Raw genomic sequence first — 24,487 nt, 5'->3', positions numbered from 1 at the left:
TCGCGGATTACTGAGGTCTTAAAAAAAGTGTATATAAGGTTCCTGTTCCACCAGCACCACCTCCAAAATTAATTGCTACAGAGCCGTCTCCCTTTAAATCTCCCACATAAGAAATGGAACGAGAAAAACGCCCCTCATCAGGTAAGTTTATATTAAAACCACCTTCAGTGTTATTAATCTTATCGTATGCTTTTACGGTCTTATCTTCATTAAGATAAAGCACATAGCCCCAACCTTCATATTGTTGATTTGCCCCCGTAATTAAATCAGGTATTCCGTCACCATCAATATCACCTGCTGCACACATGGCATGCCCAAAATTTGCCCCAAAGGTTCCATTTGGATTTTCGTCTGTCACCAAAGTATCTGTAAAACCATTGATACCTTCCGCAATTTTTACTTTAGACACAACATTGTAGGTCATGTTATCCAACGAAATAATCCAAACGGCTCCTTTACCTCCATCGGACATAAAAGCTCCTACAGCCAATTCTTTATTCCCATCATTATCAAGGTCACCAAGCATTGCTACTTCTCTACCGCCAAATTGATCTCCATCTTCGAGTCCAACTCCAAAACCGCCCTGAGTAGAGCTTATAGTTATCTTATTTCCATATTCAACTTGAGACGCACTATTCAAAAATAAAATATCTATCGCACCTCGGTTACTACCACCATTATCTGAACCAGGGTTACACGCAACTAAATCTATGCGACCATCTCCATTTAAATCACCAATTGCCGATAATCCATTGGCTATAATATTTTCATTTTTGACAAAATTCTTAACTGTTCCATCTGAATTTAAATGAATGATATATAATGAATTATTTGGAGGGACTGGTGACGCCACTGCAATATCTGGAATTCCATCAGCATTATAGTCTCCAATACCTGCTACACCATAGCCAAAAAAGTTTCCTGAATTTAAAGTATCCGTAAATCCACCCTCTAACATGGAAATTTTCTGGTTTGATTGTACAGAACCATCACTATTCATAAATAAAATGTAAACGGCTCCAGCATCGGTTGCTCCATCATCATCTGAGCGTGCTCCCACTACAAAATCTATGACACCATCACCATTAACATCACCAATTTTATCATGATCTCTTCCAAACCGATCTCCGCTCTCTAAATTAGCAGAAAAACCTCCTGAGCCTTCGTTAATTGTGATAAACCCTTCTGGTTGATATGATAATGTAGATATGGGTATTTCTTCTGTTAAATTATCTTCTGTGCTACAATTAATACATATTAAGCTAATAAAAAGCACTACTATTTTTCTCATCATTACAAATGGTTTAGCACTTTGACAACTGATTAATCAAATGGTTTAATTAAAATTAAAAAAATTACTCTTTTAAACCCGATTACAAGTTAAAAACTTAAAAAAATTAAACCAATCCTTTCAACACTTCTACTACTAAATCAATCTCTTCTTTTGTGTTGTATTTACTAAAAGAAAACCGAACCGAAGTTGATTTGGCCTTATTTTCTGGTAAAATGGCTTCTAACACATGTGAGCCTTTTGCACTTCCACTTTGACAAGCACTGCCTCCTGAAGCCGCAACACCTTTTAAGTCTAGTTGAAACAATAACATTGGTAATTCTTTTGGAAAACGCACATTTAAAATAGTATAGCTACTTTGTTCTAAATCTGCTGAACAACCATTAAATTCTAATGTTGGTAATTCACTTTTTATTTGATTAATAAAATGCTTTTTTAATTTGGTGATGTATGTTTTATCTATTTCTTCATTTTCCAAGGCGATATCCAATGCTATTTGCATTCCTGCTATTTGCGGTACATTTTCTGTTCCTGCTCTAGCACCACGCTCCTGCTCTCCTCCTATTAACATGGGTTTTATACCAAATCCTTTTTTAAAAATGGCAAACCCCACCCCCTTTGGTCCATGGAATTTGTGAGCACTTGCTGTTATAAAATCAATAGGTACTGCCCGTAAATCCATTGTAAAATGACCAATAGCCTGAACTGTATCAGAATGAAACAAGGCATTATTGGCAATACATAAATCAGAAACTTTCGCACTATCTAATAAGTTTCCCAATTCATTATTCACTGACATTAAACTCACCAAGGTTTTATCTTTATTTGAATTCAAAAGAGCCTCAATTTGACTATAATTAACCACTCCCCGTTCGTCTAATTCTAAAAAATCTATGGTTATATTAAACTCATCTGCCAAGGCTTCAATGGTATGCAATACGGCATGGTGCTCAATGTTAGTAGTGATTATTCTTTTTACTCCTAAATGTACAATCGCGTTACGTAGTATTAAATTATCAGCTTCACTTCCTCCTGCAGTAAACACAACCTCTCCAGCAGTAACATTAAAATGTTTTGCAATGCTTTTTCTGGCTGCTTCAACCACTGATTTAGCTTTCCTACCTACTTGATGTGTTGAAGACGGATTGCCATAAACCGTGGTCATAACCTCCGTAACCCTTTCAATTACCTTAGTATCTATTGGCGTAGTTGCGGCATTGTCTAAATAAATTATACTCATCTAAATATATTTTCATTAACCCATTTGTTTTCAAATACTTATAAGGTTAGTGTTATGTGTTTTCAAACTAAATGCCCATTATGAGCTCTATGAGCACAAAAGTAATCAAAATTAACAGCAAGTATTTTTACTTTGTTGCGTATTTCGCCTATTTTTGTCAGTGAACAGATTTTTAAAGTTTATAAATGAGCAGAATATATTTAATTTTTATACTGATACTTGTATGGTCATGTGATGATGGTAGCATCGACATTCCTGAATTTGATTTTTCCTCAACAGATATTGAAACTTGCGGAGAGATTGTCCTATTTAAAATTAATGAAAATGAAACTTTTGTTATTGAATTGGATTCTGATTTAGATGATGATGAAACTTTCTTAACGTATAAATGGGATGAAGAAACATTTACCGTTTCCGGGAGCGGAACCAATAGCATTACCTATAGAACAATGTCTGAAGCACCAACCTCTAGTTATTTTTGTCAAAATATACCGCCAACTTCTCCTACGGTTACACAAGAGTGGACAGGAACAGGTACTGTTTTGGTAAATACTGTATTTTCAGAAGATGATAATGATGGCGTAGATGAAACTGATGATTTATTACTTGATACAGATGGGGATGGTATACCAAATTATCGGGACTCTGATGATGATGGTGATGATATAACCACCAAAAATGAGGATATTGACGGAGATGGAGATCCTACAAATGATGATACCGACGGTGATGGTATCCCCAATTATTTAGATGCAAATGATGATGGTGATAGTGTGGACACAATAAATGAATCTACTACTCTAGATGCGAACGGAAATGGTATTGTTGATTATTTGGACCCTGATACTTCTAGTACGATAACAGAGCAAAGAAATATACAAAATAGCTACGTAGAGACTTATGAAACTGCTGTAACCATAACACCTCTTAAACTGGTAAATGAAAATGGTGATCCTATCAATTATGATACTTATGAATTTGGAACCATAGAAACTTCAAAAACAATAACACCTGAATAAATGGGCGTAATCTCTTTTTTGGAAGAACATATGCTGTCTTGCCAGTGGAAACAATTGGGAGTAGAATGTATGGGGTGTGGTATGCAACGCTCATTAATTTATCTTTTAAAAGGAGATTTTATTGCCGCATTTTATATGTATCCAGCTATTTATAGTCTCATTGGAATGTTTGTATACTTAGGATTTCACTTAAAATTCGCTTTTAAAAACGGACATAAAATTCTGTTATTTTTATTTGTAAGTAATGTTTTAATTATGCTAACGAACTATATTTTAAAATCTATTAATTAACTAAACTCAATAATATGGAACAACAAAAATTACCAAATGCAACCTTAGTACTAATAATGGGTATTCTTTCTATTGTAGGAGCATGTTGTTATGGCCTACCCGGAATTCTTTTTGGACTTATTGGACTTATTGTCGGTGTAAAGGACACTAAAACCTATAAACAAGCTCCTGAAAATTACTCAAATTATGGTAACGTACAAGCAGGAAAAATCATGGCTATCATAGGATTAATTATAAGTCTTTTTGTGATAGGTATGGTCTTATATGTACTTTCTTTAATTGGATGGGACGCTTTAGGTGACCCAGAATTAATGCAAGAAAGAATCGAGGAATTACGAAGCCAATATTCTTAATATTTTGAAATATAAAAAATTAATAATGCTATTACTTTTATTGGTAATAGCATTATTTTATTTTAGTGGCACTCCAAATCAATTCAATTTTCTACTTAAATGTCCACTCTACAACACCACTGGTATTTACTGTCCTGGTTGTGGTAGCCAGCGTGCTTTTCACAATTTGTTTCATGGTAATTTTTTAGAAGCTCTTCATAATAATATAATGTTACTGTTAGGTATAATAGCGTTGATATACCATTACGGAATACAATTGAGCAACCATTTTTTTAAAACACGTGCTAAAAGTATCTTTAGCAATAAAAAGATACGATTTTGGATTTTAGGAATATTTTTACTTTTTTGGATTTTAAGAAATATAAACGCTTACCCTTTTTCACTATTGGCACCAATAAATTAGGTGAACTCCTTCTTTAATAACAATTATAGATAAAAAATTAGCTGTACTAGTTATTTTTATTTTCGATATTTAGCATCACACATGGAAAATTACTTCATATTAATTTATAAATAATGTAATTGAAGAATTAAAACAAAAAACGTTAACCTCTAACTTTCAATACACTACATATTACTCTCCAATTTAATTTCTATTTTTCTAAAAAATATTAATAAAACAGGTAGGAATTATAGCTCTTAAATTGTTCTATCAACAACTACCTAAACCTAACACATACTATTTCGTTCATGTGAGTAATCCATGATGTCTAATAGTATATAACTGTATTATATATTTCCTCATAGAATATGTACTACAAAAAATAATTTATTAATATAAACTAATATTTCCCCTTATGAAAAAAGTAATTTTAACAACATTTTTAATGTTGACATCCCTAATTTATTCACAAGAATATTCCAGAATAACAATTGAACCCTCCATAGGTATCACACAGATACAAGATGTGGCCTCATTCGCCTTTGCGAATTACAATATTGGTGGTAGATATATGCTTAATAATAAATTTGGAGTTCGAGTCTCTGCAACATACACTGACAATTTAGAAAATTATTACTCAGCCAATATTCAAGGTATAGTCAATGTAGGCAGGGTATTAAATTTTGAGGAGTTTACCAAGGCCTATACTATATTATTAGGAGTTGGTGGAGATTATACGTATTTACATAAAATACATGACCCAAAAATATTTAGAGAAAATAGTAACTTTCATTTAATGACCAGTATTGACAATTTGTATAAAATTAATAATAAATTGGCTCTAAAAGCATCTTTAAATGTGGTTACAGGTATTAACGATTTACAAGAAAGTGATCTTTATACTACCAATTCTTTCGGTATCAATTTAGGTGTTTCATATACTTTAGGGAAAAAGGATCATATTGATTGGTCAGTTAAGAATATGGACCCAATAATAATTGACAGCACTAAAACTATCATTGAAAAACCGGTTATCAATAATTATATTACCAAAGAAACAGATAGTAATTATAGCCAAAATGAATACGTATTTTTCGACAATAACGAATCAGAAATAAAAGCAACTGGTTTAAATGCAATAAGCAAAATAGTTAATTACTTAAAGGCATATCCTGAAAAAGAAGTAACTTTAATTGGTTATGCCTCTAATACGGATAATACAACTGTTGATTATGATAACGCTCTTTCAGAAAAAAGAGCACAAGTTATTTTTGAAAAACTTTCAGAATTAGGTATCTCAGCTGGTAGAATAAATTTAGAATTTAGAGGTAAAGATGCTGACAAAATAAAATCTTCATTTGATTTTGCACGAAGGGTAGAACTCATAATTAGATAATATTTTACGTTAAACTTAAACATTTAAAAACTCCTGAAATAGTTAAAATTTCAGGAGTTTTGTTTTATATCTAAACCTACTAAATTATAAAATTGAGTGTAATACAGAATTGCAATATTTCAAAAAACTAACCGTTATTTATTCGAACCATTATTAAAGTTTAACTAATCATTATGAATTTCGTATTTAAAAAATATAAATCGCTAATATTATTACTATTAACAATAGGTCTAGTCTCTTGTAGTGGTACCAAAAGAACCCAAGAAGCTTTAAATAGTGGAAATTATTACAGTGCAATTAATGCGTCAATCGCTAAATTATCTGCCAATAAAACTAAAAAAGGAAATCAGAAGTATATTACAATGCTTGAAGATGCCTTTGCTAAGAATACAAAAAGAGAAAATAAAGAAATTAATTTTTTATTGAAAGAAGGGAATGAAGCTAATTATGAAAAAGTTTATAATAGGTATTTAGAATTGGAGTCTATTCAAGAAAGAATAAATCCGTTACTTCCACTGTACTTGTCTGAAGAAGGTAGAAAAGCAAAATTTTCATTTAGTGATTACACCAATAAAATATTAACTTCTAAAGAAAAACTAGCATCTTATCTCTATTCAAATGCTTCTGGTTTGGCTAAATTAGCAAGTACAAAATATGATTATAGAAAAGCATATAATGACTTTACCTATTTAGAAGAATTAAGCCCAGGTTATAAAGACACAAAGCAAAGAATTGAAGATGTTTATGTAAAAGGGATAGATTACGTAAAAGTGAAATCATACAATGCAAGTGACAAGATAATTCCTGAAGATTTAGAAAATGAATTACTAAATTTTAATACTTATGGTTTAAATGATTTATGGACAACATATCACACGAACCCTCAAAAAAATATTAATTATAATTATGAAATGGTATTAGAGTTTGTAAGCATAAATATTAGTCCTGAAGCCATATATGAAAAACAAATTATCAAAGAAAAGGAAATTAAGGATGGTTGGAAATATGTCTTAGACACTAACGGCAATGTAACTAAAGATAGTCTTGGTAACGATTTAAAGGAAGATAAATTTATAAAAGTTAAAAGTGTTTTTAATAAACTAACACAGCATAAAGAGGCAAATATAACAGCCAAAGTAAGTTATTCTGATCTACAAACAAATCAATTAATTAACGCATACCCTATAACTTCAGGGTTTGTTTTTGAACATATATATGGTAATTACAGTGGAGATAAAAGATCTTTAGACTCTGAATACTTAGGTTTCTCTTCACAAAAGGCAGTTCCTTTTCCAACAAGTGAACAAATGATTTATGATTCTGGTGAAGACCTTAAACTCAAAATAAAAAATATAGTAAAGGCCTATAAGTTCAATTAAAGTACAATAACTATATCCTTATTTTCTCTAAATTTTCACACTCATAATATCGTAATGCGAACCATGTGCAACTACGGCACCATCTTTTAATACTATTAATTGTGGGGATTGGTGCATCACTCCAAATTTTGAAGTAATTTCTTCTGAAATTGGTCGAAAACTTAACAAATCCAGTAAGTAAAAATCTACTTCTCCGGTATCCTCTTGACGCTCAAACTGACGTAAAACTCCACTACTTATACCACATCTCGTGCTGTGTTTAAATATAGCTTGATATTTTGAGTTCGACTTTTGCTCGATTTCATCCAGTTGTTCCATTGAATTTAAAGCAATCCAATTAAAATTATTTTTGGGTTTTGAAGCCTCAGAACTACCAAACAAACTTTTTAATATTCCCATGTTAATATTTTCGTTTTCAATTTCAGTTTCAAAGTTAGCTATTTTATTACTGACAATAAACGTTGTGCCTAAATGACTCTCAATATTCTTATAAATTCATTAAAAAATGACATTTTGTCTTTAAAATCAACTCTAAACAGCCATTTTGACGCTTAACTATTTTATGCTACTAATGGAACACTAATTGCATCTGCTGTAATAAAAAAAGAAAGATGAATCTAAATAATTATACCATAAAATCGCAGGAAGCAGTGCAACAAGCTCAGCAAATTGCACAAGGCTTAGGACATCAACAAATAGAGAATGCACATATCTTAAAAGGTATTTTTGAGGTTGATGAGAATGTAATACCATTTTTACTGAATAAATTAGGCGTAAATGTTGATATTTTTAAACAAACATTAGATAATATAATCGCTAGTTTCCCTAAAGTTTCTGGAGGCGAATTAATGCTTTCAAGAGTTGCGGGAACAATGCTTTCTGATGCAGCTAATATTGCGAAGAAAATGTCTGATGAATATATCTCAATTGAACATATTTTATTAGCCATAATAAAATCTAAAGGTGATACTACTCAATTATTTAAAGATAATGGAGTAACAGAAAAGGATTTAAAAGCGGCTATTGCAGAACTTCGTAAAGGTAGTAAAGTTACGAGTCAAGGTGCTGAAGACACTTATAACTCTTTAAGTAAATATGGTAAAAACTTAAATCAATTGGCCAGTGATGGTAAGTTAGATCCCGTTATTGGTCGTGATGAAGAAATTCGTAGAATTCTTCAAATCTTATCACGTAGAACAAAGAATAACCCAATATTAATTGGTGAACCTGGTGTAGGTAAAACAGCTATTGCAGAAGGTTTAGCTCATAGAATTGTAAAAGGTGATGTACCTGAAAACTTAGCAGATAAAATTATATATTCTTTAGATATGGGTGCCCTTATTGCTGGTGCAAAATATAAAGGTGAATTTGAAGAAAGATTAAAATCAGTAGTAAAAGAAGTCATTGATGCTGATGGACAAATTGTATTATTTATAGATGAAATTCATACCTTGGTAGGTGCTGGAGGTGGACAAGGTGCAATGGATGCTGCTAATATTTTAAAGCCTGCATTGGCAAGAGGTGAATTACGTGCCATTGGAGCAACCACTTTAGATGAATATCAAAAACATTTTGAAAAGGACAAAGCTTTAGAGCGTCGTTTCCAAAAAGTAGTGGTTAATGAACCTGATACTGAAAGTGCTATTTCAATTTTACGTGGAATTAAAGATAAATATGAAACGCACCATAAAGTACAAATTAAAGATGATGCTATTATCGCTGCAGTTGAACTATCGCAACGTTATATCACAGATCGTTTTTTACCAGATAAAGCGATTGATTTAATGGATGAGGCTGCTGCTAAATTACGTATGGAAATCAATTCTAAACCTGAAGAGTTAGACGCATTAGATCGAAAAATAATGCAATTGGAAATTGAAATTGAAGCCATAAAACGTGAAAAGGACGAGAAAAAACTGAAAAGTTTAAAAGAAGAAGTTGCTAATTTAAAAGAAGATCGTGAAGGTATCTATGCAAAATGGAAAAGCGAAAAAGAAGTTGTAGATCAAATTCAGGCTGCTAAAAAAGCAATTGATGATTACAAAACTGAGGCTGATAAGGCAGAGCGTAATGGAGACTATGGTAAAGTAGCAGAGATTCGTTATGGTAAAATAAAAGAAGAGGAAGAAAAGTTAGCGATACTCCAAAAAGATGTATTGAGCAATCAAGATAACGCCTTAATAAAAGAGGAAGTAACGGCAGAAGATATAGCAGAAGTTGTAGCAAAATGGACAGGTATTCCAGTTCAAAAAATGCTGCAAAGCGAACGTGAAAAATTGTTACACTTAGAAGATGAATTACACCACCGTGTAGTTGGTCAAAATGAGGCTATTGAAGCGGTAGCAGATGCTGTAAGACGTTCAAAAGCTGGATTACAAGATAGTAAAAGACCAGTGGGTAGTTTCTTGTTTTTAGGAACCACAGGGGTTGGTAAAACGGAATTAGCAAAAGCATTGGCAGAATATTTATTTAATGATGAAGCTTCCATGACAAGAATAGATATGAGTGAATATCAAGAGCGTCATGCCGTAAGCCGATTAGTTGGAGCACCTCCGGGATACGTTGGATATGAAGAAGGTGGACAATTGACTGAAGCTGTTAGGCGTAAACCTTATTCTGTTATTCTGTTGGATGAGATTGAAAAAGCACACCCTGACACCTTTAATATCTTATTGCAGGTATTAGATGAAGGACGACTTACAGATAACAAAGGTCGTGTAGCTGATTTTAAAAACTCAATAATAATTATGACCTCAAATATGGGTTCTGACATTATACAAGAGAATTTTAAAGAGTTCGACATGAATAAACGCGATCAGGTTACAGAAGCAACGAAAGTAGATGTGTTAGGTCTATTACGAAAAACAATTCGACCTGAATTTATCAATAGGATTGATGAAATTGTGATGTTCACTCCTTTAAATAAAGCAGAAGTTACTCAAATTGTAAAATTACAATTGAATGGTTTGATTAAAATGTTAGCCGAAAAAGGAATTACACTGAGTACCACAGATGAAGCTATTGAAAGTCTTTCACGCCAAGGATTTGATCCACAATTTGGAGCAAGACCTATAAAAAGGGTGATACAGCGTAAAGTTTTAAACGAATTGTCTAAAGAAATTTTAGCGGGTAAAGTAGTTGACAATAGCTCTATACTTCTCGATGCTTTTGATGACGAATTGGTTTTTAGAAATAAATAATTTCAAGAAACTTTAAACCTTAATCTTAAAAAATCAGGTCATAACTGACCTGATTTTTTATTTTCACCAACTAACAACCTCACAATGAACTGGATTTTAGCGACACTTTTAATACTAATTGTTATTTATTTGGTAAGTAATTACAACAGGAAAAAAAGATTAGCTAAACTCAAAATATATTTTATTGACAATTGGGGCAAACCAAAATTGACACGATTTCACTTTCGATCCATTGGTCAATATTACTATAATAATTTTCACAAAAAAGAAGCCTATCATTTAATATCTGACCGGGTTAATACCGATTTAGACATTGATGCTGTTTTTCAATTTATTGACCGTACCTCTTCAAAAATTGGTCAGCAATTTTTATACTTCAAATTAAGAACCATTGGAACTATTGATAAGCTAAAAAAGTTTAGTGCTTTTAGTCAAGTTTTTAGTAATGATGATGATTTAAGGCTCAAATGTCAATTACTGCTATCAAATTTAAATTCTAATGCATCTTATGAATTAGAAAAATTAATAAATGATAAAACGATAGAAAAACCTAAAAATATAAAATGGATCTATGCATTAACCATAACTGCAGTTTTATCAATTTTATTAGTAGTTGTTCATCCACTATTTTTATTATTATTAATTCCCATTTTTGCTCTAAACACCGTTTCTCATTATAAAAATAAAGAAAATATAACCTATTATTTAGATGGTGTAACACAGCTGAATAAAGGTCTAACAATAAGCAAAGAACTGATTAAGATTGAAAAAGTAAAGTCCCATTTTAAGTATGTTGGTTTTGTTAAAAAGTTGGATTCCATCCGTTATAAAACCAAGTTTATAGGATTTGAGAAACATATAGGAGGAGAATTTGCTGCCTTTTTCTGGTTAGTGACAGAATTAGTAAAAATTCAATTTAATATAGAACAAATTGTATTTTTTAGCTTTATTGATACTATCTCTAAAGAGCAAAAAAGCATTGAACAACTCTATTTATTTATTGGAGAAATTGATGCAGCTATTTCAATTGCTTCTTTAAAGGCTGGGAAAGAGCAAACGTGTACTCCTAACTTTACGGATAAAAAACAAATTAAAACTCAAGAAGTTTACCATCCTTTAATTGAAAATTGTATTGTAAACGATTTAAATTTAATTGATAAAAGCATGTTGTTGACAGGCTCAAACATGTCTGGAAAAACAACATTTATTAGAACCATTGCTGTCAATAGTATTTTAGCCCAAACACTAAATATTTGCTTTGCAAAGACCTATACCGCACCATTTTTAAAAGTACACAGTTCCATTAGAATTACAGACGATTTACAAGAAAACACAAGTTATTATCTACAAGAAGTACTAACCGTAAAAGAGTTAATAGATGCTTCAAAAGCCGAAGAACCTTGCCTTTTTGTATTAGATGAAATTTTTAAAGGCACCAATACCGTTGAGCGAATTTCGGGTGGAAAAGCCATTTTAGCCTATCTTAATAAAAAAAATCATATTGTTTTAGTTTCTACACACGATATTGAACTAACTGAATTATTGAAAAAAGAAAATTACGAATTATATCATTTTAGTGAGCAAATTGAAAATGAAGAACTCTTGTTTGACCATAAATTAAAAAGTGGAAAATTAAAAACAAGAAACGCCATTAAGGTTTTAGAACTATATGATTATCCGCCAGAAATAATTGCTGATGCTAGAAAAACGGAGACAGAGAGTTTTAATTAATTTCTTCTTTACGCATCCAAAATTACACTTCACTCATTCGATAGTATCATTAACACATCCTTAGTTTTATAAATAAAACATTGATAGTAGGTTTATATCGAATTTAAAATCTAACCTATTATGAAAAAAGTAATTATTTTGGTTTTTGTAGCACTTGTTGCATTAACCGCTACTGGTCAAGAAAAACTTATCACAGGAAAGGTATCAGATGAAACTGGACCATTACCAGGTGTTTCAGTACTTGTGAAAGGAACTAGCAACGGAACACAAACTGACTTTGATGGTAAGTATTCCATAAAAGCGAATCTTGGAGATATACTCATATATTCATTTGTTGGTATGAAAAGTGAGCAAAAAATTGTGGGTAAAAATGAAGTCATTGATGTGGTATTAGAAGCTGATAATGTTTTAGAAGAAGTTGTAGTGGTTGGATATGGAATTTCAAGAAAAAGTAAATCTTTATCATACAGTGTATCGACAATCGGTACTGCAGATAAAGCCTTAAAAGGAAAAATTATTGGCGTTCCAATTACAAATACTAACAACATAAAAATTCGAGGTACAACTTCAGTTTCTAATAAAAACCAACCGCTGTATATCATTGACGGAAACCCTGTAAGTGTGGACTCGAAAGAATTCAAAAAACTAAATCCGAATCAAATTAAAAATGTAAGTGTCTTAAAGAATAATACTGCAGCATCAATTTATGGAAACAGAGCTACAAATGGGGCTATAATAATTAGTACAAAACAGAACAACTATGAAAGTGAGTCTTATAAAAAAATAAAAGAAAATGAATTTAAACATGTTTCATTTTCACCACTTTCAACCTTTTCCATTGATGTTGATAAAGCTGGATATAGCAATGTTAGAAGACTTTTGAACAATGGTTCTTCTGTTCCTGCAGATGCTGTTAAAATTGAAGAAATGATTAATTATTTTGATTATGATTATCCTCAACCTATTGATGAGCATCCTTTTGCAATCAATACAGAATTGGCGAGTAGCCCTTGGTCTAAAGATTCTAAAATTTTAAAAATAGGATTACAAGGCAAAGAAATATTGAATAAAAACATACCACCTTCAAACTTGGTTTTTTTAATAGATGTTTCTGGATCTATGAGTAACGCTAATAAATTACCCTTGTTGAAATCTGCTTTTAAATTATTAGTAAATCAATTAAGAGATGAAGACAAAGTATCTATCGTTGTTTATGCCGGTGCCGCAGGTGTGGTTTTAAAACCTACCTCTGGTAGTAATAAAACTAAAATTATTGAAGCTTTAGAAAATTTAAGTGCTGGAGGTTCTACAGCAGGTGGTGAAGGAATTAATTTAGCATACAAGATTGCAGAGCAAAATTTTAAGAAAAAAGGTAATAACAGAGTCATTTTAGCTACTGACGGTGACTTCAATATAGGTGCTTCAAGTGATGATGCCATGGAAGAATTAATCAAAGAAAAACGAAAATCTGGTATTTTCTTAACAGCACTTGGTTTTGGAATGGGTAATTACCAAGACTCTAAATTAGAAACGTTAGCTGATAAAGGCAATGGAAATCATGCTTATATTGATACCATGCAAGAGGCCAAACGTGTGTTAGTTACAGAATTTGGAGGTACCTTATTTACCATAGCAAAAGACGTTAAAATTCAAGTTGAATTTAATCCAAATAAAATAGAAGCGTATCGATTGATAGGATATGAAAATAGACTATTAGCCGATGAGGATTTTATTGATGATAAAAAAGATGCTGGTGAATTAGGAAGTAATCATAGTGTTACAGCACTATATGAAATTATACCGAAAGGCAAAACAAGTAAATTTTTAAAGGAAATTGGTGATTTAAAATATTCAGATAACACTTCTAAAGATAAGTTTAAGGATGAATTGGTCACTATCAAATTCAGATATAAAAAACCAAAAGGTACCAAAAGTATTGAAATGGTGCATGTAGTAAAAGATAATACTATAGAGTTTGATAACGCAAGTAACGATTTAAGGTTTGCATCGGCAGTTGCCTTATTTGGTATGAAACTAAGAGCATCACAAATAAGCAAAGAAATAAGTCTTGATGATATTAGTAAAATCGCTGAAAATGCAAAAGGTAAGGATAAGTTTGGCTACAGATCAGAGTTTGCTAGATTGGTTGATATGACAATACTAGAAAATTAAATACATAATTTTAAAATTAAAATCAGATCACACTCGGTCTGATTTTTTTTATTTTAATCAATTAGTTACTTTTGAGAATAATCAAATACCGATTAAAATGAGAATACTTTTTTTTTGCTGTCTACTTCTACTAAGTTGTAGTAAAAACAAAAATTTTACATTGAAAATAAAGGCAAAATCAATTGATGCTCATGTCGAAGGTGAAATATTAAAAGGACCTTCTGTTTTAAACGATCCTGACCGGTTTGTTTGGGGAGGTTCTGTCATTAAAGGAAAAGATAACAAATATCACATGCTTTATAATACTTGGGAGTGTGGAGATTCCATTCCTGTATTCTCAGATTCCTGGGTGCTACATTCAAAGATTGCATACGCAGTTTCAGATGAGCCAGATAGAAACTTTAAATTTCAAAAAATTGTACTGAAGGGAAAACGTTTTGACGGTGATACGATTGCGTGGGATGCACAAGTAGTTACCAATCCTCATGTCAAATATTTTGATAATAAATATTATTTATACTATGTAGGCTCTAAAGATCCTGGTATTCAACCAAAAGGTTCCAAGGGTGAAAAATTAAACAAACGCAATCGCGTTCAACAGAATCAAAAAATTGGTGTTATAGAATTTGATAGTTTTGATGACTTAGTCTCTGGGAAATTTAAAAGGCCCGATATCCCCTTATTAAGTCCACGTACTCGCGTAAAACCTAATAATATTATTAACCCTTCACCAGAAGGAACAACACCAAAACCTGACAATATTATTGTTGTAAATCCGTCAGTTGTTCAGCGACCATCAGATGGTAAATTCTTACTTTATTTTAAAGGTAATTTTTACAATCCGCATTGGCGAGGCGTACATGGTATTGCCATTTCGGATAAACCAAATGGCCCATTTACGACCACTGAGAATTTTGTTTTTGACTTTAAAGATACTGATGGTAAAATTGCTTCTGCAGAAGATCCATATGTATGGTACCATTCTAAACATAAAAAATTCTATAGTGTAGTAAAAGATTTTTCCGGATTGATTACGGAAGGAATGCCAGGATTAGCATTACTAGAATCAATAGATGGTATAAAATGGACTAAGCCAACACATCCATTTTTTATGAAAAAAGAAGTTATTTTAAATTCTAATGACACTATAAAAGTAAATCGACTCGAACGCCCTCAATTATTGATAGATGAAAATGGAAGTCCAAAAGTTTTGTATGCTGCAAGTTCTTTAGTTAATATTAATCCAAGACAAGATGGAGCTTCTTTTAATGTACATATACCACTAGAAAACATTGAGTAGCAATTACGTTTCCTTAACAACTAGAAAATTAAAACTTATCTTTGGTTTTAATTAATCAATCTTATTTCGACAATGAATATTTCTAAAAAAGCACTTTTATTACTCTGTTTACTCATAGGTTTAAACAGTTTAGGTCAAGTAAAAAATGAATCAACATTATCTTTAGATCAAATAATGAAAGGTGATGCTTTTGTTGGACACTTACCTGAACGCATCAGTTGGTCAGACGATAGTAAGTCTATTTATTTTAGCTGGAATCCTGAAGCTGACACCATCTCATCTCGTTACAAAGTAGCTATTAATACGAAGACTATTAAAAAATTAAGCACAGAAGAATCACTTGCACAAACGAGTAATGGAATTTATAACCGTGATAATCTTTGGAAAGCATATGAAAAAAATGGAGACATTTATTTATTAAACACTAAAAATCTCGCAGTTAAACAGGTTACGAATACCTTAGCATATGAAACCAACCCCCTATTTTCTGGAGATGAAAAGGATATTTTATTCCAAAGTAATTCAAACTTTTTTAAATGGAATATTGCAGAAGGAACCACAACTCAATTAACTAATTTTAATACTGGTAAAAAACCAAAAGAAGATAAAAAGCTTTCAGAACAGGACCAATGGTTGAAAGACCAGCAATTACAAAATTTTCAAGTTTTAGGAGATCGAGAAAACGTACAAAAAGCCTCAAAATACAGAAGAGAATTAACTAAAGTTAAAAGGCCAAGAGCAATTTATTTAGAAGGCAAAAGATTGAGAGGTTTAAAGATATCACCCAATTTAAATTATGTAGTATATAGTCTATATTCACCAGTAAAGAATAAAAATACGGTAGTTCCAAATTTTGTTACAACATCTGGTTATACTACAGATATTTCTACTAGATCTAAAGTTGGTGTCAAACAATCAACTTCAGAAACTTGGATTTACAACATTCTAAAAGACACTATTTATCAAGTAAAAACGGATAAAATTGAGGGAATTTATGACAAGCCAATATTTTTAAAAGATTATACGCCCAAAGATTCTGTATTTAATCCAACATATAAAAAACCTCGCAATGTAACTATTGGCTCGCCAGTTTTTTCTGATGACAATAAAGCTGTAGTTAATATTACTTCAGAAGATAATAAAGACAGGTGGATAATGAGCCTAGATGTATCGACGGGTAATTTATCTTTAATTGACAGACAACATGACGACGCTTGGATTGGCGGCCCTGAAGTGGGATGGTTTTCACAAGGCAGAATAGAATGGATAGACGCTAATAGGATATGGTTTAAATCTGAAAAAACGGGATATGCTCATATCTATATTGCTAATGTAAACACTGGTGAAATTACCGCAGTAACCTCTGGTAGTTATGAAGTTTTAGAAACCACATTAAGCAAAAACAAAAAATCTTTTTATTTAGTTACCAATAAAGTAAGTCCTTTTGAACAGCATTTTTACCACTTAACAATAAAAACGGGTAAAATGACCCAAATTACAACACTAAAAGGTGGTCATGAAGTAACCATTTCTCCAGATGAAAAGCAATTGGCTATTCGTTATTCTAATAGTACAACACCTTGGGAGCTTTATGTAATGCCAAATAAAATGAATGGTAAAATAACACAATTAACACATTCTGTAACACAAGATTTTAAAGACTACAATTGGAAACAACCAGAAATAATACGTTTTAAAAGTAGCGATGGTACTGATGTACCCGCTACCCTATTAAAACCAACCGCTGAAAAAAATAATGGTGCTGCCGTACTATTTGTTCATGGTGCTGGTTATTTACAAAATGTACACCAATGGTGGTCTTCTTATTTTAGAGAATATATGTTTCATAATATGCTCGTTGATAATGGCTATACTGTGTTAGCAATTGATTTTAGAGCAAGTTCAGGCTATGGTAGCGATTGGCGTACCAGTATTTATAGACATATGGGCGGTAAAGATTTAGATGATCAAATTGATGGAGCCAAATATCTTATAGAAAATCAAGGAGTGAATAAAGATAAAATTGGTATTTATGGTGGATCATATGGTGGTTTTATAACCTTAATGGCAATGTTCAAATACCCTGATACATTTAAAAGTGGAGCTGCAATACGTTCGGTAGCAGATTGGTCTAATTATAATCATGGTTATACCGCCCCTATTTTAAATACACCTGTAGAAGATAGTATTGCTTACAACAGAAGTTCGCCTATAAAATTTGCGGAAGGATTAAAAGGAAATTTACTTATTTTACATGGAATGGTAGATACCAATGTTCATTTTCAAGATGTTGTACAATTATCACAACGACTTATTGAACTTAAAAAAGAAAATTGGGAAATGGCAGTATTTCCAGTTGAAAGTCATGGATTTGTAGAAGCTTCTAGTTGGAGAGATGAATACCGTAGAATTTTCAAACTATTTCAAGAAACTCTTAATAATTAAATAGCTATATGGGCTTAATACTTCTTAATATATAAAAAATATACCAATTGGTATATTTTTTATATATTTGCTTTATGTTAACCAAGGCCGAACTTACCAAACTACACATTTTAAAAACCGTGGCTCCTATTTTCAATCAGAATGGATATGCTGCAACTAGTATGAGCGATATCACGTTGGCCACTAGCCTAACCAAAGGTGCTATTTATGGTCATTTTGAAAACAAGGAAGAACTTGCAATAGCAGCGTTTAACTACAACGTTAAAAGCATGTTACTACGCATTGGTGAACATTTAAGTACAAATGACTCCCCTATTGAAAAGTTGTATTTAATTACTGATTTCTATCGAAATTATTATAATTATAGTAAAGAACTTGGCGGATGCCCTATTACTAATGTTGGTGTTGATGCAAATAATCAGAATACTGCCTTATTAGAACGTGTACGATATGTAGTCCGAAAAATACAAGATCAGATTGCAACATTAATTGAAGATGGAATAAAAGCGGGTGAAATTAACACAGAAATAAACGCAATGACTTTTGCTAAACGAATTGATACCATGTTGCAAGGAGCCATATTTTTAACGTATACAATGGATGATGATTCTTACCTTAAAGAAACAACGCATCATATTGATAGTATTATCTCCAATGAACTAAAAGAGTAATATTTTTTTAACTAATTATATACCAATCGGTATATTTAAACAAAAACCAATGAAAAAATTACCAAAAATTGTAACGAACCAAGCCAAAATTAGATTTCAAGATTGCGATCCCTTTAATCATTTAAACAATGGGAGCTATATCAATTACTTTATGAATCATCGTGAAGATATGCTTATTAAACATTATGATGTTGATATTTATGCACTTGCAAAAACAACAGGAAAAAGCTGGGTTTCTTCAAGTAATCAGATTGCTTATTTACGTCCAGCGTTTCTAATGGAAACCGTAACTATAGAATCACAATTAATCCGATTTTCAGAAACAGATTTACTCGCAGAAATGCGAATGTATAATAAAGATAAAACGGAGTTAAAAGCAGTCATTTGGTGTGGATTCGTACATTTTAATTTTTCTAAACAATCTCGTGATAAACACGATGAAACATTTACAAATCTTTTTCATGACATTTGTCTTCCAATAGAAAATAGCAGCACTTTTGAGCATAGAATTAAGAGCTTAAAAACTAAAAGCCCTATTTCTCTGTAATTTAGGCTTCAAAACCTGAAATAAAGTCATAAACACCTAGATATCAAGAGACAAAATGTCTTTACCGTAAATGAAAAAGTGACAAAATATCATAAATCACCAATTGGTATTTAATTTGCTTTACACCTAACAAATAAAAAAAGTTTAATTTAAAAATAAATTATTATGTTAGTAAAAAGCAATGGTGTTCCTGTAATACCAACAGTATTTGACAATTTATTTAGAGATTGGTCTTCAACTAATTTTTCAGAAACCAATACAAGTTTACCTGCTGTAAATATCAAAGAAGATGAAGACGGATTTACAGTAAATTTAGCAGCTCCGGGAATGGACAAAAAAGATTTCAATATTGATTTAAATAATGATGTATTGACTATTTCCTCAGAAAAAAAAGTGAATCCCGACGCTTCGGGAGAAGTAAAAAAAGATAATTATACACGAAGAGAGTACAGTTATCAATCTTTTAAAAGAAGTTTTAATTTACCAAAAAACATTGTAGATAATGATAAAATTAAAGCAACTTACACTAATGGAGAATTGAGTATTGTAATTCCTAAACGTGAAGAAGCAAAACCAAAACCAGCTCGATTGATTGAGGTAAAATAATGATTAATATGGGCGAATAGTATTCGCCCATTTTTTTAGTATCAAATCACAATTATCCTTTTTTATTTAATTAAAATTATATAAAAATGAAAAACTTAATAATAATTACAGTGTTGTTAACTTTTTCGTTAACAAGTTGTACCGGTCAAAAACAGACTGATAAAACAAAAACTCAGTTAGATAGTATTGAACCAATTATAAACAGTAGTGTTCATAAAGAATATGATGAAGATGGAAATTTAATTAGTGTTGATTCTACATACTCCTATTTCTATTCTAATATAAAAGATGATTCTATTTTAGAACAAAAATTTTTCAAACAATTTAAAATAGGATTTGATGATAATTTTAATCATAGAGATAGCATCATGGCTAACGATTTCTTTAATGAAGATATGTTTAAAATGCACGATTTTTACAATCAAGATTTCTTTAGTAAACGATTTAGAATCAATGATGATACTGTAGATGAAATCTTCAAAAAAATGGATTCTATTAAGAATAGGTATTATTTAAAAAACGAAGATAATTTGACAAAAGAAATTTAAAGAATACAAGCTGCCTACTTTGGCAGTTTTTTTTTGGTTATAAAATAGATCTTGAGAATTTGTTTTTAGCTTCGCTCCTAATTATTAATTAATATATAAGAAAACTGTTATAAATACGTTTATGGTATAGCTAACCAACTTATATCTAATAATTAAGATCTAATTAACCAACTAAATGAAAAAGTATCTCATCGCCATTTTACTGTTTTCAATAACAGTTACAGCATTTTCTCAAAAAGAAAAAACTACCTATTATCTCATACGTCATGCCGAAAAAGTGAAGACTGATACAACTGATAAAAATCCAGAGCTCAACAAAATAGGAAAAGAGAGAGCAAAATCATGGAAGAATATTTTTGATGAATTAAAAATAGATGCCATATATTCTACTGATTATAATCGCACGCTACAAACCGTTGCTCCAATTGCTAAATCTAAAAAACTGACAGTTCAGAATTACCATCCGAATAATTTGGATGTTGATCAATTTTTAAAAGATACGAAAGGAAAAGCTATTCTAATTGTTGGCCACAGTAATACGATACCTAGCTTTGCTAATAAACTTGTTGGTAATGGTGAATATTTAAATATAGATGAAACCGATAATGATAATTTGTATTTGGTAACTATAGAAGGTGATATAATTGAGCATGTTATGATCGATGTGGAATAATAATTCAATTCGATACAAAATTTTATAATTACGGAGAACTTATTAGCCCAAAACTAAATTCTAAAATCTCATAGTATGTTGTGATTAGCGATATACGCCATAGCTATTATCTAGAGATAACCTTAAATTGTCAATTCTTCTTATAAATATTAAAGCTTTAATCTTTTTAATCTTCCAATTTTAGTTAATTTTGTAGTAATGCAACCAAAGATTAACATAAGGAACAAAAAAGCTCGTTTTGAGTATGAAATTTTAGACACTTACGTGGCTGGAATTCAACTTACAGGTACTGAAATAAAGTCAATTAGAGCTAGTAAAGCTCGTATTACGGAGAGCTTTTGTGAGTTTAATGAAAAAGGTGAACTTTTCGCTATTAATATGTTTATTGAAGAATATATTAATGGAAATATATACAATCATAAACCCAAAAGTGAACGCCGCTTACTCCTTAATAAACGTGAATTAAAAAAACTACAAAAAGAAGTACAGAATGTTGGACTGACCATCGTTCCACTTAAATTATTTCTAACGGATAAAGGTTGGGCTAAGCTAGAAATAGGGTTGGCAAAGGGTAAAAAACTCTATGACAAACGAGAAACATTAAAGGATAGAGACAGCAAAAGAAATTTAGATAGGATAAAAAAAATCTATAAATGACATTGAGCTCTTTTTTTCAACTTGTTCGGTGGAAGAACTTGGTAATGTTAGCTCTTATTCAAATTCTATTTAAGTATGTTTATTTCCCTTCCTTTTCAATTGATACAGCATTATCCAATGTTACTTTTGCAATATTAGTTTTTACTACGCTTATAATTGCAGCTGCAGGTTACATTATGAATGATATTTATGATGTTGAAGCCGACAAAATTAACAAACCTACCAAAGTTTTAGTGAGCCGAAAAATAAGTAAAAAACAAGCAAACTTTCTCTATAACATATTTAACAGTATAGGACTGTTATGTGGATTATATGTGGCTCACACTGTTGACAAGCTTTCTTTTGTAGCCATTTTTGTAATTACCATTTTATTATTAAAAGTATATAACTCAGACTTAAAAAAAAGACCTTTAATTGGTAATGTAATCGTATCATTATTAGTTTCAATGAGTATTCTAATTGTTGGTGTTTTTGACATCATTCCCATGGTTACTGAAGAAAACGATATTAAACAGTATTACGCTTTTAGAGTGTTGATAGATTATGCTGTTTTTGCCTTTATATTTATGCTGTTACGTGAAATGGTAAAGGATGCCGAAGATGTAAATGGTGACAAATACATGAACATGAAAACACTACCTATTATTTTAGGTAGAAAAAGAGCAAATACTGTCATTTTTGCCCTCAGTTTTTTTCCATTAATAATAATTACATCCTATAGCTTTAACAGCTTTTCTAATGTACCATTTGTTTTGGCTTACATGCTAATTGTAGTGCTATTGCCCCTACTCTATTTTATGACAAAAATATTGTATGCCAAGTCTAAAAAAGATTATATTAGAGCAAGTAGACTATTAAAATTAATTATGCTATTAGGAATTTTTTCTATAGTAATACTCTCCTTAACTATTTATTATGCTGACCGATAAATTAAAAAATTACAATATCTTATTAGGATCTCAATCCTCCAGAAGAAAACAATTTCTTAGAGATTTAAGAATCCCTTTTACCACGGTTTCTATTGATGTTGATGAAGATTATCCGAAATATTTACACGGTAATGAAATTACAAGTTATTTAGCTGAATTAAAAGCTGATGCTTACGAAAACACGTTAGAAGATAATGATATCCTTATAACAGCAGATACCTTAGTTAGAGTGTCTGGTAAGGTGTTAGGGAAGCCCAAGAATGCCGAAGAGGCTAAAGAAATGTTGAATTTATTATCTGAAAAACAACATGAAGCCATCAGCTCCATTTGTTTAAAAACAAAAAGCAAAAAAACAATTATTAGCGATACCACAACTGTTCATTTTAAAAAATTAACGGATGAGGAAATCGATTTTTATATCGATAATTACAAACCATTTGATAAGGCTGGAGCGTATGGTATTCAAGAATGGTTAGGATATGTTGCTGTGGAAAAAATAGAAGGAAGTTTTTATAATGTAATGGGTTTTCCCATCCATAAATTTTACAAAGAAATGATGAAATTATAATTCTAGAAAGTTGTTAACGGTATTCGTTTAGTTAATTATTTTATTTTATTTGAAAGTTTCGAAACGTGTTACCACCTTTTTTTATAGGGAATTTGACTATTGTACAATAATTTTAACATTTAGGAGTTATCAACATTCTGCATATTGGCTCGAATTTTGCGTTTTAGTAAAGAACTTATCTTGACTTATTGCTTTTAACCGAAAATAAGTTGAAATTTAACCAGATGAGGCACTTTTTATAGGATATAGCATCGCTACATACGAGAAAAGTAACAAAATATGGACAAATTTCAGTTATTTTTTAGGAAATAGAAAAAGTTATGATGAGTTCTATGAATACATTTAACTAAAATTAATTATTATGAGAAAATTAGTATTAACACTACTAACCCTTACCTTAACCTCAAGTTTAGTATTTGCACAAAAAATTGACGTCGGCTTTAAAGGCGGACTCAATTACAACTTTGGTGGCGATCTCTCTGAAGTCGTTTCTGAAGTCGGTAGTAATGCCGAAAATTTAATTTCAGGAGCTGATAACAAAGCTGGCTTCCATCTTGGCTTATGGTCACGTATTCATTTTTTAGGATTGTATTTACGTCCAGAGATTAATTATACACAGTTAAATAACTCGTATAATAATCCCGATGAAAATGTGAATACCGATTTTAAAACCAAAAAAATAGACATTCCTATTTTATTGGGTACAAAAATTATTGGTCCCGTACATATTTTTGCGGGTCCATCTATTCAGTATATTACAAAATCTGACTTTAGTCAAAGTGAATTTGAAAATCTTAAAACCAACGATTTTAGCGTTGGACTTCAAATTGGAACAGGCTTAGAACTTGGAAGATTCGGTCTTGATGTAAGATGGGAAAAAGGATTTTCAAACGACTTAAAAGGTGACTTAGATAATGGTGTTCTAAATACTGGTATTGAAGTAGACAATAGACCCAATCAGATTATATTTGGTTTATCTTATCGATTTAATGATAATAGAAGGTAATTTACAGTAGCGGTAACACGCTTCAGTAAATCAATAATATGTAAAAAAAGCACCAAATTCGATGAATTTGGTGCTTTTTTGTT

The 24,487-nt window shown here is 31.1% G+C and carries 23 protein-coding genes; 20 read left to right on the top strand and 3 right to left on the bottom strand.

Features of this window, described 5'->3' with window-relative positions; all coding sequences use genetic code 11:
• Window positions 1–7: 7 nt before the first annotated feature.
• Window positions 8–1,294, bottom strand: coding sequence for an FG-GAP-like repeat-containing protein (locus D3P13_RS05600; RefSeq protein ID WP_198679976.1), 1,287 nt, complete (start codon window positions 1,292–1,294; stop codon window positions 8–10).
• Window positions 1,295–1,397: 103 nt separating this feature from the next.
• A complete protein-coding gene (locus tag D3P13_RS05595; protein ID WP_117880343.1) occupies window positions 1,398–2,531 on the bottom strand; it encodes a cysteine desulfurase family protein in 1,134 nt (377 codons plus the stop codon).
• Between the two features lie 185 nt (window positions 2,532–2,716).
• Between D3P13_RS05595 and D3P13_RS05590 the strand changes: the two genes are divergently transcribed.
• From D3P13_RS05590 to D3P13_RS05565, 6 genes are all read left to right on the top strand, one after another.
• Entirely contained in the window at window positions 2,717–3,550 is an 834-nt protein-coding gene (locus tag D3P13_RS05590) for a hypothetical protein (RefSeq protein ID WP_117880342.1), read from the top strand.
• Window positions 3,551–3,841, top strand: coding sequence for a DUF2752 domain-containing protein (locus tag D3P13_RS05585; protein ID WP_117880341.1), 291 nt, complete (start codon window positions 3,551–3,553; stop codon window positions 3,839–3,841).
• Between the two features lie 14 nt (window positions 3,842–3,855).
• Window positions 3,856–4,194 carry a CCC motif membrane protein gene (locus D3P13_RS05580; protein ID WP_117880340.1) on the top strand — a complete coding sequence of 113 codons (339 nt, stop codon included), beginning with the start codon at window positions 3,856–3,858 and terminating at the stop codon, window positions 4,192–4,194.
• Window positions 4,195–4,219: 25 nt separating this feature from the next.
• Window positions 4,220–4,597: a DUF2752 domain-containing protein gene (locus tag D3P13_RS05575; RefSeq protein ID WP_117880339.1), complete on the top strand. Its 378-nt coding sequence runs from the start codon at window positions 4,220–4,222 to the stop codon at window positions 4,595–4,597.
• Between the two features lie 394 nt (window positions 4,598–4,991).
• On the top strand, window positions 4,992–5,972 hold the full coding sequence (locus tag D3P13_RS05570; protein WP_117880338.1) for an OmpA family protein: 981 nt from the start codon (window positions 4,992–4,994) through the stop codon (window positions 5,970–5,972).
• A 173-nt stretch (window positions 5,973–6,145) separates the two neighbouring features.
• A complete protein-coding gene (locus D3P13_RS05565) occupies window positions 6,146–7,351 on the top strand; it encodes a hypothetical protein (protein ID WP_117880337.1) in 1,206 nt (401 codons plus the stop codon).
• A gap of 27 nt (window positions 7,352–7,378) precedes the next feature.
• Here the strand turns inward: D3P13_RS05565 and ytxJ are convergent, their stop codons facing one another.
• On the bottom strand, window positions 7,379–7,750 hold the full coding sequence (gene ytxJ, locus D3P13_RS05560; RefSeq protein ID WP_117880336.1) for a bacillithiol system redox-active protein YtxJ: 372 nt from the start codon (window positions 7,748–7,750) through the stop codon (window positions 7,379–7,381).
• 212 nt (window positions 7,751–7,962) lie between these two features.
• Here ytxJ and clpB point away from each other — a divergent pair, with 212 nt between their 5' ends.
• The 14 genes from clpB (at window position 7,963) to D3P13_RS05490 (ending at window position 24,404) form a co-directional block, all read left to right on the top strand.
• Window positions 7,963–10,551, top strand: a complete 2,589-nt coding sequence (gene clpB, locus D3P13_RS05555) for an ATP-dependent chaperone ClpB (protein ID WP_117880335.1) — start codon at window positions 7,963–7,965, stop codon at window positions 10,549–10,551.
• Window positions 10,552–10,635: 84 nt separating this feature from the next.
• Window positions 10,636–12,282, top strand: a complete 1,647-nt coding sequence (locus D3P13_RS05550; RefSeq protein ID WP_117880334.1) for a MutS-related protein — start codon at window positions 10,636–10,638, stop codon at window positions 12,280–12,282.
• A 120-nt stretch (window positions 12,283–12,402) separates the two neighbouring features.
• Window positions 12,403–14,454: a vWA domain-containing protein gene (locus D3P13_RS05545; protein ID WP_117880333.1), complete on the top strand. Its 2,052-nt coding sequence runs from the start codon at window positions 12,403–12,405 to the stop codon at window positions 14,452–14,454.
• 160 nt (window positions 14,455–14,614) lie between these two features.
• Window positions 14,615–15,754, top strand: coding sequence for a glycoside hydrolase family protein (locus D3P13_RS05540; RefSeq protein ID WP_117880332.1), 1,140 nt, complete (start codon window positions 14,615–14,617; stop codon window positions 15,752–15,754).
• Between the two features lie 72 nt (window positions 15,755–15,826).
• On the top strand, window positions 15,827–18,199 hold the full coding sequence (locus D3P13_RS05535) for a S9 family peptidase (protein WP_117880331.1): 2,373 nt from the start codon (window positions 15,827–15,829) through the stop codon (window positions 18,197–18,199).
• Between the two features lie 74 nt (window positions 18,200–18,273).
• The gene (locus D3P13_RS05530; RefSeq protein ID WP_117880330.1) at window positions 18,274–18,870 is read left to right on the top strand and encodes a TetR/AcrR family transcriptional regulator; all 597 of its coding nucleotides are present in this window, start codon (window positions 18,274–18,276) and stop codon (window positions 18,868–18,870) included.
• 49 nt (window positions 18,871–18,919) lie between these two features.
• Entirely contained in the window at window positions 18,920–19,417 is a 498-nt protein-coding gene (locus D3P13_RS05525) for an acyl-CoA thioesterase (protein ID WP_117880329.1), read from the top strand.
• Window positions 19,418–19,582: 165 nt separating this feature from the next.
• Complete coding sequence (locus D3P13_RS05520) at window positions 19,583–20,023, top strand: Hsp20/alpha crystallin family protein (RefSeq protein WP_117880328.1); 441 nt, start codon at window positions 19,583–19,585, stop codon at window positions 20,021–20,023.
• Between the two features lie 86 nt (window positions 20,024–20,109).
• A complete protein-coding gene (locus D3P13_RS05515; RefSeq protein WP_117880327.1) occupies window positions 20,110–20,571 on the top strand; it encodes a hypothetical protein in 462 nt (153 codons plus the stop codon).
• 175 nt (window positions 20,572–20,746) lie between these two features.
• Window positions 20,747–21,244, top strand: a complete 498-nt coding sequence (locus D3P13_RS05510; RefSeq protein WP_117880326.1) for a SixA phosphatase family protein — start codon at window positions 20,747–20,749, stop codon at window positions 21,242–21,244.
• Between the two features lie 198 nt (window positions 21,245–21,442).
• Window positions 21,443–21,901, top strand: a complete 459-nt coding sequence (smpB, locus tag D3P13_RS05505; RefSeq protein ID WP_117880325.1) for an SsrA-binding protein SmpB — start codon at window positions 21,443–21,445, stop codon at window positions 21,899–21,901.
• Window positions 21,898–22,830 (top strand): geranylgeranylglycerol-phosphate geranylgeranyltransferase, encoded by a 933-nt coding sequence (locus D3P13_RS05500; RefSeq protein ID WP_117880324.1) that lies wholly within the window; start codon window positions 21,898–21,900, stop codon window positions 22,828–22,830. Before smpB ends, D3P13_RS05500 begins: the two co-directional genes overlap by 4 nt.
• The gene (locus D3P13_RS05495) at window positions 22,817–23,398 is read left to right on the top strand and encodes a Maf family nucleotide pyrophosphatase (RefSeq protein ID WP_117880323.1); all 582 of its coding nucleotides are present in this window, start codon (window positions 22,817–22,819) and stop codon (window positions 23,396–23,398) included. The genes D3P13_RS05500 and D3P13_RS05495 overlap by 14 nt, the downstream gene beginning before the upstream one ends.
• A 361-nt stretch (window positions 23,399–23,759) precedes the next feature.
• The gene (locus D3P13_RS05490; RefSeq protein ID WP_117880322.1) at window positions 23,760–24,404 is read left to right on the top strand and encodes a porin family protein; all 645 of its coding nucleotides are present in this window, start codon (window positions 23,760–23,762) and stop codon (window positions 24,402–24,404) included.
• Window positions 24,405–24,487 lie beyond the last annotated feature (83 nt).

The organism is Aureibaculum luteum (genome assembly GCF_003449015.1).
In the GTDB taxonomy this organism is placed as follows: Bacteria; Bacteroidota; Bacteroidia; order Flavobacteriales; family Flavobacteriaceae; genus Aureibaculum; species Aureibaculum luteum.
This window is presented reverse-complemented; position numbering and strand designations above follow the sequence as displayed.

Coding starts and splice junctions, on each gene's coding strand:
- D3P13_RS05575 (WP_117880339.1), top strand. CDS start 4,220: ATGCTATTACTTTTATTGGTAATAGCATTATTTTATTTTAGTGGCACT.
- D3P13_RS05530 (WP_117880330.1), top strand. CDS start 18,274: ATGTTAACCAAGGCCGAACTTACCAAACTACACATTTTAAAAACCGTG.
- D3P13_RS05535 (WP_117880331.1), top strand. CDS start 15,827: ATGAATATTTCTAAAAAAGCACTTTTATTACTCTGTTTACTCATAGGT.
- D3P13_RS05600 (WP_198679976.1), bottom strand. CDS start 1,294: ATGATGAGAAAAATAGTAGTGCTTTTTATTAGCTTAATATGTATTAAT.
- D3P13_RS05565 (WP_117880337.1), top strand. CDS start 6,146: ATGAATTTCGTATTTAAAAAATATAAATCGCTAATATTATTACTATTA.
- D3P13_RS05580 (WP_117880340.1), top strand. CDS start 3,856: ATGGAACAACAAAAATTACCAAATGCAACCTTAGTACTAATAATGGGT.
- ytxJ (WP_117880336.1), bottom strand. CDS start 7,750: ATGGGAATATTAAAAAGTTTGTTTGGTAGTTCTGAGGCTTCAAAACCC.
- D3P13_RS05490 (WP_117880322.1), top strand. CDS start 23,760: ATGAGAAAATTAGTATTAACACTACTAACCCTTACCTTAACCTCAAGT.
- D3P13_RS05570 (WP_117880338.1), top strand. CDS start 4,992: ATGAAAAAAGTAATTTTAACAACATTTTTAATGTTGACATCCCTAATT.
- D3P13_RS05520 (WP_117880328.1), top strand. CDS start 19,583: ATGTTAGTAAAAAGCAATGGTGTTCCTGTAATACCAACAGTATTTGAC.
- D3P13_RS05585 (WP_117880341.1), top strand. CDS start 3,551: ATGGGCGTAATCTCTTTTTTGGAAGAACATATGCTGTCTTGCCAGTGG.
- D3P13_RS05525 (WP_117880329.1), top strand. CDS start 18,920: ATGAAAAAATTACCAAAAATTGTAACGAACCAAGCCAAAATTAGATTT.
- D3P13_RS05590 (WP_117880342.1), top strand. CDS start 2,717: ATGAGCAGAATATATTTAATTTTTATACTGATACTTGTATGGTCATGT.
- D3P13_RS05595 (WP_117880343.1), bottom strand. CDS start 2,531: ATGAGTATAATTTATTTAGACAATGCCGCAACTACGCCAATAGATACT.
- smpB (WP_117880325.1), top strand. CDS start 21,443: ATGCAACCAAAGATTAACATAAGGAACAAAAAAGCTCGTTTTGAGTAT.
- D3P13_RS05545 (WP_117880333.1), top strand. CDS start 12,403: ATGAAAAAAGTAATTATTTTGGTTTTTGTAGCACTTGTTGCATTAACC.
- D3P13_RS05550 (WP_117880334.1), top strand. CDS start 10,636: ATGAACTGGATTTTAGCGACACTTTTAATACTAATTGTTATTTATTTG.
- D3P13_RS05510 (WP_117880326.1), top strand. CDS start 20,747: ATGAAAAAGTATCTCATCGCCATTTTACTGTTTTCAATAACAGTTACA.
- clpB (WP_117880335.1), top strand. CDS start 7,963: ATGAATCTAAATAATTATACCATAAAATCGCAGGAAGCAGTGCAACAA.
- D3P13_RS05495 (WP_117880323.1), top strand. CDS start 22,817: ATGCTGACCGATAAATTAAAAAATTACAATATCTTATTAGGATCTCAA.
- D3P13_RS05515 (WP_117880327.1), top strand. CDS start 20,110: ATGAAAAACTTAATAATAATTACAGTGTTGTTAACTTTTTCGTTAACA.
- D3P13_RS05500 (WP_117880324.1), top strand. CDS start 21,898: ATGACATTGAGCTCTTTTTTTCAACTTGTTCGGTGGAAGAACTTGGTA.